14 protein-coding genes are annotated in these 16,226 nt (G+C 43.7%); 7 read left to right on the forward strand and 7 right to left on the reverse strand.

The genetic code is table 11. From position 1 onward, the window contains the following. The first annotated feature begins 271 nt into the window (after positions 1–271). The 5 genes from menA (at position 272) to QUB16_RS13625 (ending at position 5,204) form a co-directional block, all read left to right on the forward strand. Positions 272–1,168, forward strand: coding sequence for a 2-carboxy-1,4-naphthoquinone phytyltransferase (gene menA, locus QUB16_RS13605; RefSeq protein WP_333316743.1), 897 nt, complete (start codon positions 272–274; stop codon positions 1,166–1,168). A gap of 151 nt (positions 1,169–1,319) precedes the next feature. Next, positions 1,320–1,565 carry a hypothetical protein gene (locus tag QUB16_RS13610; RefSeq protein ID WP_333316745.1) on the forward strand — a complete coding sequence of 82 codons (246 nt, stop codon included), beginning with the start codon at positions 1,320–1,322 and terminating at the stop codon, positions 1,563–1,565. A 4-nt stretch (positions 1,566–1,569) separates the two neighbouring features. Then, positions 1,570–2,370: a 2-succinyl-6-hydroxy-2,4-cyclohexadiene-1-carboxylate synthase gene (menH, locus tag QUB16_RS13615; RefSeq protein ID WP_333316746.1), complete on the forward strand. Its 801-nt coding sequence runs from the start codon at positions 1,570–1,572 to the stop codon at positions 2,368–2,370. Between the two features lie 11 nt (positions 2,371–2,381). After that, a complete protein-coding gene (locus QUB16_RS13620; RefSeq protein WP_333316748.1) occupies positions 2,382–3,635 on the forward strand; it encodes an o-succinylbenzoate synthase in 1,254 nt (417 codons plus the stop codon). A 147-nt stretch (positions 3,636–3,782) separates the two neighbouring features. Continuing rightward, positions 3,783–5,204, forward strand: a complete 1,422-nt coding sequence (locus tag QUB16_RS13625) for a 2-succinylbenzoate--CoA ligase (RefSeq protein ID WP_333316750.1) — start codon at positions 3,783–3,785, stop codon at positions 5,202–5,204. A gap of 112 nt (positions 5,205–5,316) precedes the next feature. Here the strand turns inward: QUB16_RS13625 and QUB16_RS13630 are convergent, their stop codons facing one another. From QUB16_RS13630 to QUB16_RS13645, 4 genes are all read right to left on the reverse strand, one after another. Then, positions 5,317–6,288: a putative 2-dehydropantoate 2-reductase gene (locus tag QUB16_RS13630; RefSeq protein WP_333316752.1), complete on the reverse strand. Its 972-nt coding sequence runs from the start codon at positions 6,286–6,288 to the stop codon at positions 5,317–5,319. 77 nt (positions 6,289–6,365) lie between these two features. Then, positions 6,366–6,791, reverse strand: coding sequence for a thioesterase family protein (locus QUB16_RS13635; protein WP_333316754.1), 426 nt, complete (start codon positions 6,789–6,791; stop codon positions 6,366–6,368). A 153-nt stretch (positions 6,792–6,944) separates the two neighbouring features. Next, the gene (locus QUB16_RS13640) at positions 6,945–7,391 is read right to left on the reverse strand and encodes a tellurite resistance TerB family protein (protein ID WP_333316756.1); all 447 of its coding nucleotides are present in this window, start codon (positions 7,389–7,391) and stop codon (positions 6,945–6,947) included. 367 nt (positions 7,392–7,758) lie between these two features. Beyond that, positions 7,759–9,063 carry an ATP-binding protein gene (locus tag QUB16_RS13645; protein WP_333316758.1) on the reverse strand — a complete coding sequence of 435 codons (1,305 nt, stop codon included), beginning with the start codon at positions 9,061–9,063 and terminating at the stop codon, positions 7,759–7,761. Positions 9,064–9,189: 126 nt separating this feature from the next. On the opposite strand from QUB16_RS13645, the gene QUB16_RS13650 reads away from it, so the two are divergent. After that, the gene (locus QUB16_RS13650; RefSeq protein WP_333103981.1) at positions 9,190–9,513 is read left to right on the forward strand and encodes a TMEM14 family protein; all 324 of its coding nucleotides are present in this window, start codon (positions 9,190–9,192) and stop codon (positions 9,511–9,513) included. Positions 9,514–9,785: 272 nt separating this feature from the next. Here QUB16_RS13650 and QUB16_RS13655 read toward each other — a convergent pair whose 3' ends face one another. Then, positions 9,786–10,811, reverse strand: a complete 1,026-nt coding sequence (locus tag QUB16_RS13655; RefSeq protein WP_333316760.1) for a hypothetical protein — start codon at positions 10,809–10,811, stop codon at positions 9,786–9,788. Between the two features lie 121 nt (positions 10,812–10,932). Between QUB16_RS13655 and QUB16_RS13660 the strand changes: the two genes are divergently transcribed. After that, complete coding sequence (locus QUB16_RS13660) at positions 10,933–12,405, forward strand: hypothetical protein (protein ID WP_333316762.1); 1,473 nt, start codon at positions 10,933–10,935, stop codon at positions 12,403–12,405. Positions 12,406–12,780: 375 nt separating this feature from the next. Here the strand turns inward: QUB16_RS13660 and QUB16_RS13665 are convergent, their stop codons facing one another. Both QUB16_RS13665 and QUB16_RS13670 read right to left on the reverse strand, forming a co-directional pair. Continuing rightward, entirely contained in the window at positions 12,781–15,282 is a 2,502-nt protein-coding gene (locus QUB16_RS13665) for a protein kinase domain-containing protein (protein ID WP_333316764.1), read from the reverse strand. Then, positions 15,276–15,812 carry a hypothetical protein gene (locus QUB16_RS13670; RefSeq protein WP_333316766.1) on the reverse strand — a complete coding sequence of 179 codons (537 nt, stop codon included), beginning with the start codon at positions 15,810–15,812 and terminating at the stop codon, positions 15,276–15,278. Before QUB16_RS13670 ends, QUB16_RS13665 begins: the two co-directional genes overlap by 7 nt. Positions 15,813–16,226: the final 414 nt, after the last annotated feature.

Here is a 16,226-nt window from a genome sequence, read left to right on the forward strand (position 1 = left end):
AAAGTTTGGGCTCAGCGGCGGGGCGAAAACAGACTATCGCGCGATCGATCGAAACATTTAGACATAAAACTTTAAGATTGAGCGACTAAATCTCGACTCTCATGCGATCGCCCCCGCAGAGGTTTGCAGACGGGCATTACCGGGCGCGCGATCGCCCGCAAAGCCTCTCAAGGGATGCCCCCCGCGCACTCAACCCGATACAGAGTAGAGTTTCTTCACCAATAAAATTGTAAAATTACTACGCTGCTATCAATTGCATCAAGTTTGTGTAATGACAACAAAGTTAATTGAACGTTCAAATAGTAAATTGTGGCTGGCGGCAATCAAGCCGCCCATGTACAGCGTTGCGGTGATTCCTATTTCCGTAGGAACAGCAGTTGCTTTTGCCGAAACTCAAACGATTAATTCGTCAATTTTTTCGACTTTTTTAATGTCAGCCATTTTGATTATAGCATGGCTGAATCTCAGCAATGATGTATTTGACTCGGAAACAGGCATCGATAAAAACAAAGCGCATTCCCTAGTTAACTTAACCGGAAATAAAGCTTTAATTTTCGGGCTGGCCAATCTGTTTTTAGCAGTCGGAGTGTCTGGAATCTGCGCCCTAAGCTGGTGGCAAAAAGACCCAACAGTAATTTTGCTAGTAGTTTTGTGCTGTGCTCTGGGCTACACTTATCAAGGGCCTCCGTTTCGTCTTGGCTATCAAGGTTTGGGGGAAATAATCTGCTTTTTCACCTTTGGGCCGCTAGCCTTCGCCGCTGCTTATTACAGTCAGACTCAAACTTGGTCTGCCACTAATTTGGCGGCTTCGGTTATCGTGGGAATTACTACGAGTATCATCTTATTTTGTTCCCACTTTCATCAAATTGCGGATGATTTGGCGGCGGGTAAAAAATCGCCAATTGTGCGACTCGGTACAAAGAAAGGTGCCCAGTTGTTGCAGTGGTTGTGCGGCAGTGTATATGCTTTGACTGTGCTATTTGTGGCTTTGGGAATGTTCCCAATTTGGACGCTGTTGATTTTTGGGAGTTTGCCATTTGCGATCGACCTTTGCCGCCATGTCACAGACTATCACGACCAACCTGCAAAGGTGAGCAACTCTAAGTTTATCGCAGTTACGCTGCATTTTTCGAGCGGATTGCTGCTGGCGTTGGGCTTTGGTTTGTAGATCGGGCGATCGAGAATTCCGGTAGACTGGAGGTATGGTTTGCTAAGTTGAGGGAGTTGGGGGAGTTGGCAGAGTTGGGCGACTTCTCACAATCTTCTTTAATTCAGCAATCCGTACCTCACATTGAATCGTAAGAAAGGAGAATCAAAGCATGAGTACGCAAACAGAAATCGGCAAAATTATGAGTTTAGAAGAAATTTTTAGCCTATATCCTGATGAGTGGGTACTCATCGTCAATCCTCAATTAGATGAAGAATTAAACGTGATTCGAGGTGAAGTTTTAGCCCATGCAACAGAACGCGATGAAATTTACAGTAAGCTTTCCTTAAGGAAGGGAAAATCTGTAGCCATAGAATATACTGGATCGATACCTGACAACATAGCAGTGATGTTGTGAGAAAATGACCAAATTTAATAATTATCACTTTCACTATTTTTTAAGTGGTCACAAGAATCAGCAGACAATTTTATTTTTGCATGGATTCACGGGCAACAGTCAAGATTTTAGCCGCGTCATTTCCTTACTATCTAAAAATTACTGCTGTCTAGCAGTTGACCTTCCGGGTCACGGAAAAACTAGAGTCAGCGGCGACGAAAGTTGCTACAATATATCAAATACAGCCCAAGCATTGATACACTTATTAGATGATTTACAAATAGACAAATGTTTGTTGTTGGGCTATTCAATGGGCGGGCGATTGGCACTTTACATGACATTACATTTTCCAGAAAGATTCGAGAAAGTAGTGTTAGAGTCAGCTTCTCCGGGATTGAAGACAGAAAAAGAGCGATCGCACCGCCTGCAAGCCGATTTACAGCTAGCACAAAAGCTGGAAAATAGCAACATTAAAGATTTTTTATTAAACTGGTACGAGATCCCTTTATTCAAATCTTTAAAAAATTCTCCCAACTTCGACCAACTCATAGAAACCCGCTTAGCAAACAATCCCTTAGAATTAGCCAAATCACTCCGCAATATGGGAATCGGCAACCAGCCCTCTCTCTGGGAAAAACTCGCACAAAATCCAATACCTCTCCTCTTGCTAGCGGGAGAATATGATGATAAATTTACAACCATAAATACCGAAATGGCCAGCTTGTGTCCGGCCGCTACTCTGGAAATTGTACCAAAAGCTGGCCACAATATCCATTTTGAAAATATTGATCAGTTTCTCGCTGTTGTGAGACAATTTTATGATTAACTAAAAAACCAATGCTTTATCAATTCGAGTTTCGCACTTATCAGCGAAAATTTAAGCGCCCCTTGCGAACAAGTCACGGCATCTGGGATATTCGCGAAGGAATTATCCTGCGAGTTGTGGATGAAAATAATCAAATTGGTTGGGGAGAAATTGCTCCTTTGAGTTGGTTTGGTTCGGAAAGTTTTGAGCAAGCTTTAGATTTTTGTCACCAGTTGCCAGGTAATATTTCATCAGAGATGATTTTTGCTATTTCGGCCCAATTGCCGGCTTGTCAATTTGGCTTTGAGTCAGCACTATCAAACTCTAGATCCCCCTTAACTAAGGGCGGGCACGGGGGCACCGCCCCTACTAAGGGGGGGACAAGAAATATTCTTAAAGTCCCCCTTATTAAGGGGGATTTAGGGGGATCTAGACTTCGCATAAAATCGACATTGATTGCGGGTTCAGTCTTAAGAAGTCACCAATCGAGAAAGGGAGGGAGAAATATTCTCAAAGTCCCCCTTATTAAGGGGGATTTAGGGGGATCTAGACTTCGCCTAAAATCGACATTGATTGCGGGTTCAGTCTTAAGAAGTCACCAATCGAAAGAGGTTGGGAATGAGGAAGAAAAAAATCGGTTCAGCGGTTTATTGCCAGCAGGTGAAACAGCTTTGCAGGCTTTGCAAGTGCTTTGGTTAGAGGGATATCGGACGTTTAAATGGAAAATTGGTGTTGCTGCAATTGAACAAGAATTAAAGATTTTTCAGCAGCTAATCCAAGCAATACACAATTTGTGCGATCGCGAAAAAGCATTTTTGCGGTTAGATGCCAACGGGGGACTCAGTTACTCCCAGGCTAAAACATGGCTGGAAGCTTGCGACAAGGTAAAAGCAACTCCCGACTTTTCCGCAGACATTGAATTTTTGGAACAGCCGCTGCCGGTAACACAGTTTCAGGAAATGGTAGAATTGAATGCTATTTATGCAACTGATCTCGCCCTTGATGAATCTGCTGCCAACCTCGATCGCATCCAAGAGTGCTACAGCCAAGGCTGGCGGGGCATTTTCGTCATTAAACCTGCGATATGCGGTTCCCCATCCCAACTGCGAAAATTTTGTAAAACTCACAATATAGACGCTGTTTTCTCATCAGTATTTGAAACCGAAATCGGCAGACAAGCAGCATTAAATTTAGCAACCGAATTGTCTTTAAATAATAGAGCACTCGGCTTCGGCACCGATTCCTGGTTCGATGACAATCATTCGATTTTAGATTTTAGATTTTAGATTTTAGATTACTCCTGGGGTTCAGAAACCGGGTTTTTTACGAAAAGACCCGTTGCAGCCGACAAATTCGGTAAAAAACCCGGTTTCTTTGTCGGAGTGCGTAACTCCTGTAATTGTTTTGAATCGAGAAACTTGGTGAAAGCATCTATGGCAACAAATCTAACAGTAAATATCCTGGATATCGCGGATCGCTTGCCCGATGATTGGCTGATCGGTTGTGACAGTCGCGAATTTGCCCGAATTGTCGATCGGCTATTTCAAGAAATAACCCAAAATCCCGCACAAAAAACACCCCCAAAAATTTGCATCGCAGAACCAGAACCAGTGCAATTTCTGGCAAGTTTCACCGCCGCCCGCGCCGCCAAATGCCCGATTTTTCTCTGCAATCCCAACTGGGTAAAACAAGAATGGCAACAAGTCTTTGATTTAGTCCAACCCGACTTAATTTTGGGACAATACCCGCTTCCCAACAATCCCCATATCCCAGTCCCCGAAGGCGAACTTCGTTTGTATAGCCGCGAATTCCATTCGCCGACTAAAAGCGGTTCTGATACGATTATGATTCCCACCGGCGGTTCTTCAGGAAAAATCCGTTTTGCCATCCACACTTGGGAAACACTAACCGCATCAGTACAAGGTTTTCAACAATATTTTCAAGTTGACAAAATCAACTCGTTCTGCGTTTTGCCATTATACCACGTCAGCGGTTTAATGCAATTCATGCGATCGTTTACTACCGGAGGAAAACTCGCTATTCAGCCATTTAAACAATTAGAAAATGGTAAAATATGCGACATCGAACCAGAAGAATTTTTCATTTCTTTAGTTCCAACTCAACTGCAACGGCTGTTGCGGAACCCAGATACAGCTAATTGGCTTGGACGCTTTCGTGCCGTACTTTTGGGTGGTGCTCCCGCTTGGCCGGAACTTTTAGAAACAGCTAGAAACTATCAAATTAAATTAGCGCCTAGTTACGGCATGACAGAAACCGCCTCGCAAATTGCTACACTAAAACCCCAAGATTTTCTCGCTGGCAATAACAGTTCCGGTCAAACTTTACCCCATGCTAAAATAACGATTCGCAGTGCAAAAGGTGATATTTTGTGTTATAATAAAATCGGCAATATTGCGGTAAATGCTAAATCTTTGGCGTTGGGTTATTATCCTGAACAATTTGGCGATCGCCAATACTTCCAATTAGATGATTTAGGATTTTTTGATAAAAATAACTACTTAAATATCGTCGGACGCAGCAGCGACAAAATTATCACGGGCGGAGAAAATGTATTTCCGGCGGAAGTTGAAGCCGTTGTGCGATCGACTAATTTAGTTGCGGATATTGCTGTAATTGGCTTGCCCGACAAAGATTGGGGTCAAGTCGTTACAGCTATCTACGTTCCCGCTAATTCCGAAGTTACTGTCAAAAATCTGCAAGCGGCAATAGAAGATAAGTTGAGCAAGTTTAAGCGACCGAAATATTGGGTGCTCGTGGAACAATTGCCGCGCAATTCTCAAGGCAAAGTCAATCGAAAACAATTGCAAGAAATTGCGATGTGTCATCGCCGGTGAATCGATAGAATTAACCGGATTTGACAGTAATTCCTGTAGGGCGGGTTCACCAATATCTACAACACCAGCGAGAAATCTCACAAACCCGCCCCGCCCAATTCCCAATTGCCAATTACGACAAACCTAATAGCCTTCTCGTCCTCTCCGCTTCTTGTCTTTGAAAATCTACAAACTTCAACATTCGGTAAAGTACCTCTATTTGGGGCAACTTAATACCTGCTTGCTGCGCCACCCGTATCGGATTACCAAAAATTGCCTCAACTTCCAGGGGCCGCGATTCATCATAATCGATTTTCATGCTCGTGCGGTAAGGCTTCATTTTCTGAGTGTAGTCGAGCATATGTGGGATAAAGTCATCGGGAATAATGCGATCGCAACTTTTGGCCCCTGCTACCACTTCCCCCATGATTTCCTCAACTAAAATCAGAGTATCGGGATTAGCCATCAGTTCGTCAGTTCTCGCATCCAACAATACAGACAGCCCGTTATAAGGAATATTCCAAACCAGCTTTTTCCACCTTGATAATAGCAAATCTTCGCTCATTTTAATAGGAATATGAGCACGTTTAAAATCCTTAGCAATTTGGTGCAATCTATCAGTAATACCGATTGCTTTGTAGTCTTGGGCATATTCTCCCAGGGTGATAGTGCCGTAATCTAGGTGGCAGATGTGACCGGGCCCAACTTTATAAGAACACAAAAAACACAGCCCGCCAACCACTCGTTCTGCACCAACAATTTTAGCTACTTCCGGTTCGACATTCAATCCGTTTTGCAATACTAAAACCGCGCCGTTATCCTTTAATAAAGGAGGCAAAATTTTGGGCAACAAGTGATTTTGAGTTGTTTTCAGCGCTACAATTACTACGTCGCACTGAGGCATTTTGTGCGCGTCGTGGTAGGCGCGGACGTGGGGGAGGGTGAAGTCGCCTTCGGGAGACTCGACAATCAAACCCTGTTTTTTGACACGATCGTAATCGCTGCGTAGCAAAAAATTGACTTCTAAACCTGCTTGTTGCAGTCTAGCACCGTAGAATCCGCCTAAAGCTCCCGTGCCCACAATGGCATAATTGCGATTTGACATAATATCAAAAAGTCAGAAATAATTATCAACAAAACAGAAATTTTACACTCATTCCCTGTTATTATTTAAAGATAAAACTAATCTGAAATCTCAATCTCAATTTTCCTCATCCACTGCATCAAGTCTTCAGATAGCTGTTTTCTAGTTCGGCCCACTGCATCGATGCAGACGTGCTTAGTCAGAGCTTTAGCAGCGCTTCTTCCTGCAACTTCCTCAGAAAATACTTGATAGGCAATTTCAAATTCATCGCCAGTAACTTGTTTGGGCGTCAATTGAATTATCAGGCGATCGCCCGCAAACATTGGGCGATAAAAATCTACACTAGCATGAATTATGGGAAAAGCAACCTTGGGATTGCTGAAAAATGCTTTAAGATTGATTCCCGATGCTGCTAGAGATGCCTCGTAAGCTTCGTGGCACATCGCCAAAACGTTAGCAAAGTAAACGACTCCAGCAGCATCGGTATCTTGAAAGCGAACAGTACGGGTGTAAGTGAAAGGCATTTGAGGTAGTAGCTGGCGATCGCAAATTGAATCGCAATTTTACCAACCATCATATCCGTAAACCCGCACTTTTGGAGAAGTTATTAGCTAAGTAAGTAGGCGGTAATTTTTTATATTGTAAAACTCGCCCTCCTCACTCCTTCCCCTGATTTCTTAACCTTTGTTCTTAATCAACATCACGTCTATAATCTTGAGGGCAATATCTTCGGAAAGCCCCAAGGCACTGTAAAGATCGTTCAAAAGTTGTTCTTCTTCTTCTGAAACCTCGCCATCTGCTAAAGCGATATCAGTTGTCACAGCAAAAACTGTTTCTTTAAGTTCGTCGGGAAGGGTTGCCAAAGCCGCATTAAACAGTACCTCAACTCCTTGCCGTTGCAGAATCATCAGCAGGCGATCGAGCATTTTTCTCATCACGTCATCGGGATAACTGCGGAACAGTTGCATCCGAGATAGCGTCATGCTAATCGCTTTACTTTCGCTGTCATTGATGTAACCGTCGGCTGCTACGGCAATTAGGGCGATCGCCGCAAATGATTCGGCAGGCCCTAACGTTACGTCCGTTTCTTGGCGAGTCTGCGATACTTTATCAAATAAACCCATGATATTTTCCTCTTTATTTAGTGGTGGATTTAGGGAGTCAGGATGGGTTCTGGCTCTGGAGGTTTCTTTGGAGATTTTGATAATTATATCAAATTTTGTTAGTTATTTATTATCAATAAAATTATGAAAAAATTAAGAATTTTTATTTCGCCCTTCGGCGCTGCAATGGCGGGTTTATTCAGATCCTGAATTGCCTTCCCATATTTCAGGTAAAACTGACATCTTGCACCATTCTCAAGAACAGGCAAGATGCCTGTTCCACAAAGAGTAAATTTTATTGTGGAACAGGCATCTTGCCTGTTCATAAAAAACTTATTGAGAATGGTGTAACATCTCGGCTAAAACCCGCCCTCCCAGCGCAGACAATCTACTTGTCAAAAAGGGCTAAATCGGCTTTCAGGAAATCAACAAACTGCCGCGCAGTCCTGCCCGATCGCCCGTTGCGACGAGTTGCCCATTCTTTAGCGCGGTGTTCCAAATCATCGGGAGCGAGTTTTATTCCAGCGAGTTCTGCCAGATGTCGGACAATTGTTAAATAAGTGTTTTGATCGGCCGGTTCAAAAGTTAAAGTCAAGCCAAACCGATCGCTAAATGAAAGTTTTTCCTGCACAGTATCCCAAGCGTGAACTTCATCTCCGTCGCGGGGGCGAGGCCTGTCGTCAAAAAACTCTCGAATTAAATGCCGCCTGTTAGATGTGGCGTAAACTACCACATTTTGAGAGCGAGCAGTGACATTCCCCTCCAAAACAACTTTCAGAGCTTTAAAAGCATCGTCATCTTCCTCAAAGGAAAGGTCATCCACAAAAATAATAAACTTTTGAGGAACTCCCCGCAACTGCTCGACAATTAGCGGCAAATCTTGCAAGTCGGATTTAGATACTTCAATCAAGCGCAGATTGCGAGAGCCAAATTCATTTAACAGCGACTTCACCAAAGAAGACTTGCCCGAACCGCGGCTTCCGTACAGCAAAACGTGCAAAGCGGGATAACCAGCAAGCAAAAACTCCGTATTTTTCACCAGAGCATCCCGCTGCCAGTCGCAGCAAACCAACTCTTTTAAAGTTATGCGATCGGGATGCGAAATAGTCGCCAACTGCCCTCCCCGCCACGCAAAAGCGCGATAGTCGGCAAACAAACCCGTGCCAAACTGTCGGTAATAAGCTGCCAAAGATTCCGTAGCGCTCGACCATTTTTCTAGTTTCCCGTGCAGCGGCAAATCTCCCTGTTCTGCTCGAGTTTCTGAATGCCAAATCGGAGGCACTGCGTCAAGTTGACCCGCTACCCGCACCCACTTGCTCAACTGTTCGCTGCTGCATTCGTAAATATTTTGCAGCACTTCTAAATCATGTCGGGCGGCCTCCACCAAAGCGGGGGGCAAACTTGCAAAATCTGTTTGCTGTGCTCGGCGTGAAAAGGGGTTTTCGTCTTTGAGAATTTCCCAAATCAGAGAATCTTTCCAGCTTGAATTTTTAGCAGCCTGAAGTTTGAACCAGTTCCCGTAAGCTATCTGACATTCCAAACCGCTGACTTCGCTGTGGTGGAGGGCTTGCAGCAAATCGAGAAAGGCTTGACCGACAGGGCTTTTGAAAACCGATTGATACAGCAGCAGGGATGCTGCTTGGCGCTGGAGGTAACGGATTTGGGCGATCGCACCAGAAGTTAGGGCTGACATAATGGCAATTGTATAACAGTTAGATATCCTGACTGGCTTTAATAAATTTTCTAACAATTCGTGACACTAATTGCAGGCCGCGCTGTATAAATTTAGATGCAAACAGTGAAATCGGGAGGATTAAAAATGAATTTAGGTACAGCAGCGGCGATCGGCTACGGCATTTTAACACTGGTTGGCGGCATCATGGGTTATATCAAGGCCAAAAGCCAAGCCTCGCTAATTTCTGGCCTGATTAGCGGTTCGCTGCTAATTTTTGCGGGCACCGCACAGCTTATGGGACAAAGTTGGGGTTTAACATTAGCAGCAGCCATCTCGGCTGTTTTAGTAATAGTCTTTATTGTGCGCCTTGTTAAAACTAAAAAATTCATGCCAGCCGGAATGCTAATTTTAGCTAGCTTAGCGTCTTTGGGCGCGATCGTTTACGAAATCAGCGGTCAATATCAATAATCTGTTGACTGTTGACTGTTGACTGTTGACTGTTGACTGTTGACTGTTGACTGTTTTTAGTGGTCAGTGGTTATTTGTTAATTGTTAGTTGTACGTTCTAATAACCACTAACCAATAACTACTAACCAATAACCAATAACCAGTGACCAATAACTAATGACTAATGACTAATGACTAATGACTAATGACTAATGACTAATGACCAATGACTAATGACTAATGACTAATGACTAATGACTAATGACTAATGACTAATGACTAATGACCAATGACTAATGACTAATGACTGCATCAATATACTGCTGAACTTCCCTGAGTTGCTGCCGCTGGTATTCGATCCAATCTTTTTCCGCCGCTCGCTGTTGGGGCGTCTCTTGCTGATACCGCGCCTGCTTCTCTAAAAAATTATTGTAGAACTTTATCGCTTTTTCAACTGTGTGAGTTGCCAGTTTCATGCGCTCCTCAAAAATTGCTAAAATCAAACTATCCATGATTGACCCAATCACTTTACAGGAATCTTCAAAATCGACCAAACTGATTCCCATCTTGCTTTTATGAACCAGAGCTTCTACAGGTTGTTTCAGCGTTTCTTTAAAAGTCTTCACAGAAGATCCAGGCAAATATTTCAGAGGTTCCGTAAACTTCGACACAATCTCGCCGCCTATTGATTGCAGTCGCTCTCTAAATCTCGATTGACTGTTGAGATCGAAGCATTCAATATAAAATTCAATTTTTTCTATATCAATAGATTGTAATTCTTTAAAAATCAAATGGAGTTCATTCTCCATAATTAAAATCACTCGCTCTGCCTGGTAATCAACTTCATTCCGTAACTCTTTGTGCAAATTATCTTTTTCAAAAAAACCAATACTATCTCTTTGAAAGATTTGATGGTTTTTATCCCACAAAAACCACTGATTTTTTAACTTTGTAGCCTTGTCGCTCCACGATTTGCGAACTTTAAAAACAGCATCATATTTGCCCTGTTTTCCTAAACTGCGAATTCTCACATCGCATCCGCTTAGTTCGCCAATTTGCTCCCAGACATCAACAGGAGATGCTCCAGCAATTCTCGGCTTGCTATTCCAGACATCCTCAGCATGAGATACATCTTTGAAACATACCTGAAGTAACCCCTTGAGTCTGAGGGCTGATTGCTTGATTTCCTGAATACAAGGTTCCACATCTAAGCTGAGTTGGGTAGCTGACTGTTTGATCTCTAGGGATTGATGTTCGTCGGCCAGCAATCGATCGCTAAACTGGGTAAGAGCCTGGAATACCTTGAGATACTCATTCATTTCCTTTGATGCCTCGTTTCCCTAAATAGCATACAATACAGAACATCTGCCTTTTTGAATACGAGCTAAGTCATACCATTTTAGATTTTAGATTAAAGAATTGAAGAATTGGGAATGACTGGTGACTATCGTGGTTTGGAGCTTGCCTACAGTTGCATTTTTTTTAAACTGGTGTCACAACATGGATTATATATTCACCCCTGCAACTCAGGCTCTACTCAATACTGGCAAACTGGTACAGCCTACTACCAAAACAGGAAAATTGCTCCCCGCAGCTAGAGATCCGGTGACAGGGGAGTTTGTGGAGCTTGCAAAAATCTTTTATCAATCAACAACTGGAACTACATACTCGCGCGGAGTTCTAGGATTGCTCGCACAGTTAGCCGGAGGTGGCCCCATACAGCCCCTGGTAGCTCCCGTGTACGTGACAGTGGCGCCGTTGCAGGTTGCTCAAACTCATCAGGGGTTTCAAAAAATATACAGAATGCTTAACTGTCTGAAAATTAATTTGGCAGTGATGCAAGCCACTGCTGCTGTCATTGGTATTGGCGCTGTATCGAGCACAGTTTTGTCAGCAGTAAACCTCAACCAAGTATTAAAAATCCGAGAAGAGGCCAAGCACCAGAAGCTAAAAATTAAAGACGGATTTATCGATCTCAGACACATCCTCAAAGATAGGGGAGTAGAGGTGATCCAGCAGATTTTTAAGGTGGCTCATGACTCTAGTTTTGAAATGCACCGCCAGAAATTGGTTAACGGTTACGATATTTTTTCTAAGGCTGTCAAACGCTGTCAGTCAGCCCTAACAGTGCCCGATATTAAACTACGGAATTCCGAAATTAATGGCGGGCGGGATATGCTGTTTGAGGCTTTAAAAATTTATGACAATCCCAGTTTGTTGGAGGGGCTGTGTTCTGCCGGAAAGCTCAGGCAAATGGAATGTGTTTGGGCGATCGAGCAGGCGATCGGGGTCACGTTTCACTTGCAGCGGGCCTACGATATGGTGAGCGATCGCCTGCAGGAACTCCAATCAAAAATTTGTCAAGATATTCTAACTGTTGTTAAAGGATGTGAATCCGAACCCGAACTAGATTTTTTATTTCCCGAAGTTACTAGGATTCTCGGTCATGATTTAAGTGTAATAGAATTTTGGCAAAATGAGGTTGATTGGATGCAAACTTTGTCTCCAAAAGAGCAGCACCAGTTAGCTAGTTTAGATAAACTCACCGGCGATAGTTTAAAAAGCAGCGTGTACACTACATTCGCGGTATTAGCTGCGGAACCTTCACTTTATGAAAGTTTAAAGCAAAAGTCTCACTTTCTCTCCTTGCGCGACCAGCTAACCTTCGCTGTGTCGCCGGAAATCCGCCGGAGATACGAAGTTTATGTCAGCCAGCAGGCGATCGCTACTGGCTATCAAGGTTTAGCTGCCTCGAATTGGCAAGAAATATCCGATTTAACTGTCGCCAACCTCTACCACTTTTTTCAAATCCGAGAGGACTCAACTGACAATTATCCAACTGAGGAGGAATTAGAAACGCCTTTTTGGCACTTTCCCAAAACCTTACAAAGCGAGCTGAATTACAGCAATTAAATGACCAATGACTAATTATATCATTTACGATCGAGCGATTAAAAGGGCGGGTTTTTGAGATTGTCAATTATTGGCAGATATTTTTCGTGAACCCGCCCCTACTGTATTATATCATGTCCGGTCAATTAACCATGATTCCTGTAGGGGCGGGTTCACCAAGATATTGAATAGAAACGGGAAAATCTGTAAACCCGCCCCGGCCTTTAATCGCGGTCAATCGATCGGACATGATATTAGGGGTAATCGACCGGAATTGATATTACACCAGTTCCTCAAAAGGATGCAACTGTAGGGAAATTCCCAACCATTATGCAGTAAGTCATTCCCATCTAAAATCTAAAATCTAAAATCTAAAATCTAAAATCTAAAATAATATTACCTCAACCACAACTTAATAGTATTGTCTTTAGAACCGCTAGCAATAGTTTTGCCATCGGGACTAAAAGTCACCACATAAACCTCATCGGAATGTCCCGTCAAAGTATTCAGCAATTCTCCCGTAGCAAAATCCCAAATTTTAATAGTTTTATCCTTGCTCCCGCTGGCAATAAACTTCCCGTCCGGGCTGATAGCAACCGAGACAATATCGTCAGAATGTCCCTTAATCGAGCGAATTAAATCTCCTGTTTCGAGATTCCAGATTTTAATACTTTCATCGTAGGAACCGCTAACAATTGTCTGGCCGTCCGGGCTAACCGCCACCGACCTCACCGCGTCGCCGTGTCCCTCAAGAGTTTTGAGCAACCTCCCCGTTGCTACATCAACAACTGTAATTTTGTTATCCTTAGAAGCGCTAATCAAACTTTTTCCATCTGGAGTGAAAGCAACAGAATAAACAAAATCTGTATGGTCGGGCAAATTGTAAATCAAACGGCCAGTTGTTGCATCCGAAATCTTCGTGGTTTTGTCTCCGCTGGCACTAGCCACAAGCTGTCCGTCGGGACTGAGGGCGACAGACCAAACAGAAGCAGTGTGGTCGAGACTACGAATCACTTGCCCTGTTTTCAAATCCCACAGCATGACTCGCCAAAAACCGGTTCCAGTCGCCAGTCTTGTACCGTTTGAGTCAAAAGCAACCGACCAAACGGTGGATGAATCTCCTGGAAAAGTGCGGATCGACTTGCCTGTAGCTAAATCCCAAATTTGGATGGTTTTGTCTTTAGAACCGCTGGCTAACATTAAGCCGTCTGGACTGAAAGCAACAGACCCAACTGCATCTGAATGCTGAGCGAAATTTTTGACTTTGGCGTTCTTCCACAGCAGACCTGCTTGGCACTGTTCTTGTAACTCCTGAGCGGACGAATAGCTGCTGGAAGTGTCGGCAATTGTTGGTATTTGACTGATGCAGCCTTCATAATTGCTGGCTGTATAAAGAGCTTCAATTTGAGTGATCTGTTGGGATTCTTTCTGGACTCGCTGCTGCCATTCTTGCCACTTGAGATATCCGTAAACTCCGCCGATCGCAGCTAAGATAGCCGCAATTGTTGCCCCGGCAAGATAAGGATTGAATTTGCGAGTTTCTTTGGGGACAATCGCTGCTGGGCTGGAACTCGATAAATCGGTTTTTCCGTTCAGATTTACCTGCGGGGATACCGCCGGACTTGCCTGCAATTCGAGGTGAGGGGCGCTACTCGGTGGTGGCCCATTGGGGTTGCGGTGTCCCTCCAAAACTGTGGTAATCGCCTTGTACAATTTAGCGAATAAAGATTTAGGAATGACTAATTCTTCGATTGTCGCGGCATCTTCGTCAGTAAGCCCTAAAACTTGCTGCAAGCGTTTTAACTCCTCGCGAGTTTCCAGAGAAAAAGGATATTCTTGCTGCATTGCTTCTTGCAGTGATTGTTCGTAGCGTTCGCCTTTTTCCCTGTATTTCCGGTAAGGGTTCAATACCTCATCTTCGATCGCCTCTGCTTCTTCTGGCAGCAATTCCAAACTGACGCGCAGTTCATCTAATATTCTCCGACCGACGACTGTAATATCACCCCGGCTGCTGCTGCGCCGATCGACTTCTTCGCGATATATTGTTAGCTTGGGAATCCGCGCCCGCGAGCGATCGCCAATTTTCCTCAAATCGGCTAAAGCTTCCGCCGCCGACTGGTACCTCTCCCGAAAATCGTAGCGCACCATATTATCCAAAACATCGGCCAGCGCTTGGGAACACGTGGCTAAATGTCGCCAAACAATTTCGCCTTTATTAGAATTTTTCAAATCCCGCAGTTTCGGCAAATCGTAAGCCGGCAAACCCGTCATTGCTTGGATGCCAATCATTCCCAAAGCGTAGATATCGCTGTTGAGTTGCGGGTTGTATTGAAATTGTTCGATCGGCATATATTCCAGAGTGCCAATCCGCACCGTTACCGGCGCTTGTCTTTGAGCGATGTGAATTTCTTTCACCGAGCCAAAGTCGATCAAAACTAACTTGTTGTCGGAATAGCGGCGGATTAAATTTGCTGGTTTAATATCTCGGTGAATTACTCCCTGTCCGTGTACAAACACTAAAATTTCTAACAGTTCCTTCAGCAAAGGAATCATTTTTTCTTCAGTTAGAGGCTTTCCCGGTACAATCTCGGTTGATAGCGAGTGACCGGCAACAAAGGATTCAACTAAGAAAAATTCTTCATTTTCTTCAAAATAAGCGAATAGCTGAGGAATTTGGTCGTGTTGACCGAGCTTTTCTAGAACTTCTGCTTCTTTTTGAAAAAGACGGCGCGTAGTATTAATTAATTTCGGTTCGGTAGTACCGGGACGCAGGTGCTTGACAAAGCACTGCGGTTCTCCGGGACGGCGAATATCTTTGGCCAGATAGGTTTGTCCAAATTCTCCTGTTTCTATGACTTCAATGATTTGATAGCGTCCATCTAAAAGTTGGCTCACCATGATAATAACGCAGCCTTTTTTTGGTTGATTTTCGCAAGAAACAGTTGCACTGTTGAGTCAGTTGTATAGCCTTTTTCAGGTAAATTAGGTGTTCCTGGGCATTGGGCAAACAGGGCATTGGGCATGGGCAAAACTGGGCATTGGGTATTCGGAATAGTTGTTTCTTTCCTTCTTCTTTCTTTCCTTCTTCCGACTTCCATCGGACTTCTTCCCTCTGACTTCTTTCCTTCAGACCTCTTTCCTTCTGACTTCTGACTTCTGACTTTTGACTGAGATATTGCACCATTCTCAATTACTTGTTTAGGAACAGGCAAGATGCCTGTTCCACAAGAAAACTCACTCTTTGTGGAACGGGCATCTTGCCCGTTCTTGACAATGGTGCAACATCTCAGTTCTAACTGAGATATTGCACCATTCTCAATTACTTGTTTAGGAACAGGCAAGATGCCTGTTCCACAAGAAAAATCATTCTTTGTGGAACGGGCATCTTGCCCGTTCTTGACAATGGTGTAACATCTCAGTTCGGACATACTTTATTTTTTCAACATCTGCAAAGCTTGATATCCCAAAAAGAAAAAACCCAAAGCGCCGAGTACCGCTATCGTGTTCGCAAACACATCGACTGTAAAAAATTCGCCCATTGCAATATCCTCTGAAAACTGATATCTATCCTCGGCTTTTCGGTCGCTGTCTGGGTGAGGGGTCTTGCCCCTCGGTGCGGGCGAGCCGAAAGATGCTCACAAATTATAGCAAAAGAGGTGGTCAATCGATTTGAGATTTTAGATTTTAGATTTTAGATTGAAGCATTGACTTGCGCGAGATGAATCACGTGGCGGGTATCCTGGATGCTTTCGGTCAATCGATTTTAGATTTTAGATTTTAGATTTTAGATTGAAGCATTGACTTGCGCGAGATGAATCACGTGGCGGGTATCCTGGATGCTT

This window comes from Microcoleus sp. D3_18a_C4 (assembly GCF_036702415.1).
Taxonomy (GTDB): domain Bacteria; phylum Cyanobacteriota; class Cyanobacteriia; order Cyanobacteriales; family Microcoleaceae; genus Microcoleus.